The following is a 3,361-nucleotide window of genomic DNA, read 5'->3' as shown; positions in this document are numbered from 1 at the left end:
GCCTGGACGCTCATCGCCAGCATCCGAATGCTCACGAGGCGCATCGCAAGATATTGGATCTATTGCTGAACTTTTGAATCAGGCTCTAAGAAATGTACGGCGCGCTCGCTCATGACGACAAGCTTGGCCGAAAGCAGGGCAAGTTCTTCGATCACAGCAAACTGCTCAGGCGTGAACTGCTCCAGCACCGTATGCAGCGTCGTCACGATCGGCGCGCGCACGCGTCTCAGGAATGTCAGGAGATAGCTGCCGGCGGGGCCGCCGAAGATGCCGAACTCGTGCTGCACGCTCAAGACGTCGATGGCGAGGGCGTTCAACGCGTCCGCGGCGGTCTCATACGCGGCGACATCGTCCTGCTGGATCGTCAGAGCCACGCGTGCCGGATAGGGATATGTCTGTCCGTCGTTCATGCCGACGACCAGGACCTCGGTCCTCGGCGGCGCTTCGGCCAGTGCTTCTGCAAGATCGTGAGTGAAGGTGGCGATGCCACATAGGCGCGGCGTGTAGGTGCCGATCAAGGCGACCCGGCGGGCTGTCATGGCCAATTTCCTTCAAGATTGAGCGCCGCGGCCACGAAAGGTGCCGGTGCTGATCACATATAGATGCGCTGGCCCGAAGATCGAATGATCGAGGGGTCTCAAGGCGAGCGCGGTAGGCGCCGATTATCAAGCACGCATCTCGGGCTACCAGAATGATCCGACGGCGGCGAGGAACGCAATTGGACGCTTCGATCAACGTCGTGGTGGAAGGGTGACGGGCGCAGATCGGCGCACGAAGTGGGTCATGCGGCGCCGATAGAGGTGGTTCGGCAAATCTGCACATCGGGCTAAGTGGATTGTCTGTCTGAAGGCGGCCAGGATGGCCGTGATCAGGAGAGACGATGTGCCTTTACCTCGCCCTCATGAAGCACACGCTCGGCGGAAAGTTCACGTTCGCGGTGCTCGATGACGTGCTCATGTCGGCCGATACCGGTCACCGCCGCGAGGTGTGCCGCCTGCTCAAGACCGAGTTTCCCGATACGCAGTTCATCCTCACCACCCATGACAAGGTGTGGCTTCAATATATGAAGACCGAAAACCTGGTGATCCGCAGCCAGTCATTCGGCGGCTGGACGGTCGATTCAGGTCCGAGGGTCTAGGACGACCACGACATCTGGACGGAGATCAGGCACGAGCTGGACAGGGATGACGTGGCCAAGGCCGCATGGCTGTTGCGGGCGCTACCTTGAATACACCGCGACGATCCTCGCGGACAATCTCAGGGCTCCCGTCGAATTCCGGGGCGACGGTCACTATGATCTCGGGGATCTCATGCCTCACGTCCTCAAGGAGTGGCGGAAGAGATTGGACGACGGCGAAAAGTCCGCCATCCACTGGAAACTCGATGACAAGAAAGCCGCTCTCGGGGCGGCGCGCGCCAGGGCGAAGGAGCTTGTCGCGAAGAGCAACAGCGAACAATGGGCGATCAACCCTGCCGTCCATTTTAACGCCTGGGCGAACCTCCAGCGCAACGAGTTTCAGGAGGTTGTGGATGCGTTCAGGATGCTGCTTGAGAACCTTCGATGCGAGAACGAGAGCTGCAAATCGTATATCTACGTCTCGCTGCGCAAGGGCAAGGCCGAGGCGCTGCGGTGCAGTTGCGGGGCGACCAGCATAAATCTGAAACTGAGCAACTGACCCGATCGGTCCCAGAATATTTCATAGCAGATAATCGCATCCGCGGCTTTAGGGGAGAAGCGGACCGACGGCCCTCGGAGATGGATTGCGTGGGTAAGCGGTTCCCGCGTTGGAAGGCCCCTGCGAGTGCAGGGTTTGGCTCTCGCTGCTTTGCCAGCGGCGACCCTCGCCGCGGCTGTCAACGCTTGACCGTCGCGCTATGACGCTCGTGATCCAATCTGGGGAGAAACCAGGCCAGGAGACCCGCCAGCGGGAGAAATGAGCAGAAACGGTAGACGGCTTCGATGCCGTAGCTGTCGGCTAGGCTACCCAGGATCGCGGCGGCGATGCCACCCAGACCGAAGTTCAGGCCGTAGAATAAGCCGCCGATGAGACCGATGCGGTTGGGCAGCAATTCCATGGCGTAGATCAGGATCGAGGCGAAGGCGCTCGCCATTATAAGGTTGATCGTGATCGTCAGCACACCCGTCCAAAAGAGGTCGGCGTAGGGCAGGAGGAGGGTCAGCGGGAGTGGCCCGAGCACCGAGATCCAGATGATCCGGTAGCGGCCGATCCTGTCGCCGACGATCCCGCCGATAAGGGCTCCTGCTGCCGCGGCGATGAGGAAGAGGAACAGCATCATCTGCGAGGCGGGAATGGAAAGTCCGAACCGCTCAATGAGATAGAAGGTGTAGAACGACCGGAAGCTCTCGGCATAGGCGTTCTTAGAGAACATCAGGAGCGTCAGCACCGCGAGCCCGACGGCGATCGTCGCCATTCCGTGCCGCGGAAGGTCGGCATGATGTCCGGCCAGGGAGGCTCGCAGCTCCGAGAAATGGCGGCTGATCGTCGCCTGCTGTCTCCCGATCCAGATCAGGAGCAGCATGGCTGCCAGGGCTGCGGCGGTGAACCAGGTCAGGCTCGGCTGCCCCATGGGAACGATGACGAGCGCCGCGAAGACCGGGCCGAGGGCGCCGCCCGCCTGACCGCCGACCTGGAAGATGCCCTGCGCCAGCCCCTGCCGTCCGCCCGCGGCATAGCGGGCCATTCGCGTGGCTTCCGGATGGAAGATCGAGGAGCCGATGCCGATCAGCGCCACGGCCCAGAGAATGGACGCGTAGCTCGCCGCGAAGGCGAGGCCGAGCAGGCCCGACAGGGTGAACATCATTCCCACGACGGGCGAGTACGGCGCCGGGCGTCGGTCCGTATAGAAGCCGACCAGTGGCTGCAGGAGAGAGCCCGCGATCTGGAAGGTCAGGGTAATCATGCCAATCTGCCAGAAGTCGAGCCCGTAGCTTCGTTGGATGATCGGATAGATGGCCGGGATCAGCGACTGCATGAGGTCGTTGAGAAGATGCGCGATGCCCAGAACTGCCAGAACCCCCATGTAGGTCCTGGGCTTTAGGGACATGGCGGAGGCGGTGTTCATTTCGGACCGTCCATCTTTCGAACGCGGGGAACCGATGCAGGACGCATCGTGGAATTGTCACGTTGTCCGGACGCAGGCGCAGCGGAGGCGTCGACGTCGGAGATCAGGCGGCGCAAGTCGCAAGGTGCCACGCGTCGATCGCATCACCGCGAAACTGACGCATCGTGCGGCGGGAGATCAGGTGGCGCTGGATGTTGAAGGTGTTGTAGATGGCGGCGTGAGTGGAGAGGAATTGTTGGGCCGACCGCGGCGACTTGAAGCGCTGCATCCGTCGCTC

At 61.7% G+C, this 3,361-nt stretch carries 4 protein-coding genes; 2 read left to right on the top strand and 2 right to left on the bottom strand.

Going from position 1 to position 3,361, the window contains the following annotated elements; all coding sequences use genetic code 11:
- Positions 1-59 precede the first annotated feature (59 nt).
- Positions 60-539, bottom strand: coding sequence for a hypothetical protein (locus VQ044_RS24340; protein WP_327651451.1), 480 nt, complete (start codon positions 537-539; stop codon positions 60-62).
- Positions 540-880: 341 nt separating this feature from the next.
- Here VQ044_RS24340 and VQ044_RS24335 point away from each other — a divergent pair, with 341 nt between their 5' ends.
- Positions 881-1,138: a hypothetical protein gene (locus VQ044_RS24335; RefSeq protein ID WP_327625384.1), complete on the top strand. Its 258-nt coding sequence runs from the start codon at positions 881-883 to the stop codon at positions 1,136-1,138.
- 46 nt (positions 1,139-1,184) lie between these two features.
- On the top strand, positions 1,185-1,676 hold the full coding sequence (locus VQ044_RS24330; protein WP_327650230.1) for a hypothetical protein: 492 nt from the start codon (positions 1,185-1,187) through the stop codon (positions 1,674-1,676).
- Positions 1,677-1,854: 178 nt separating this feature from the next.
- Here VQ044_RS24330 and VQ044_RS24325 read toward each other — a convergent pair whose 3' ends face one another.
- Positions 1,855-3,084: an MFS transporter gene (locus VQ044_RS24325; RefSeq protein WP_327625382.1), complete on the bottom strand. Its 1,230-nt coding sequence runs from the start codon at positions 3,082-3,084 to the stop codon at positions 1,855-1,857.
- Between the last annotated feature and the right edge of the window lie 277 nt (positions 3,085-3,361).

Origin of the sequence: Aurantimonas sp. C2-5-R2 (assembly GCF_036549495.1) — a bacterium.
GTDB classification, from domain to species: domain Bacteria; phylum Pseudomonadota; class Alphaproteobacteria; order Rhizobiales; family Rhizobiaceae; genus Aurantimonas; species Aurantimonas coralicida_A.
This window is presented reverse-complemented; position numbering and strand designations above follow the sequence as displayed.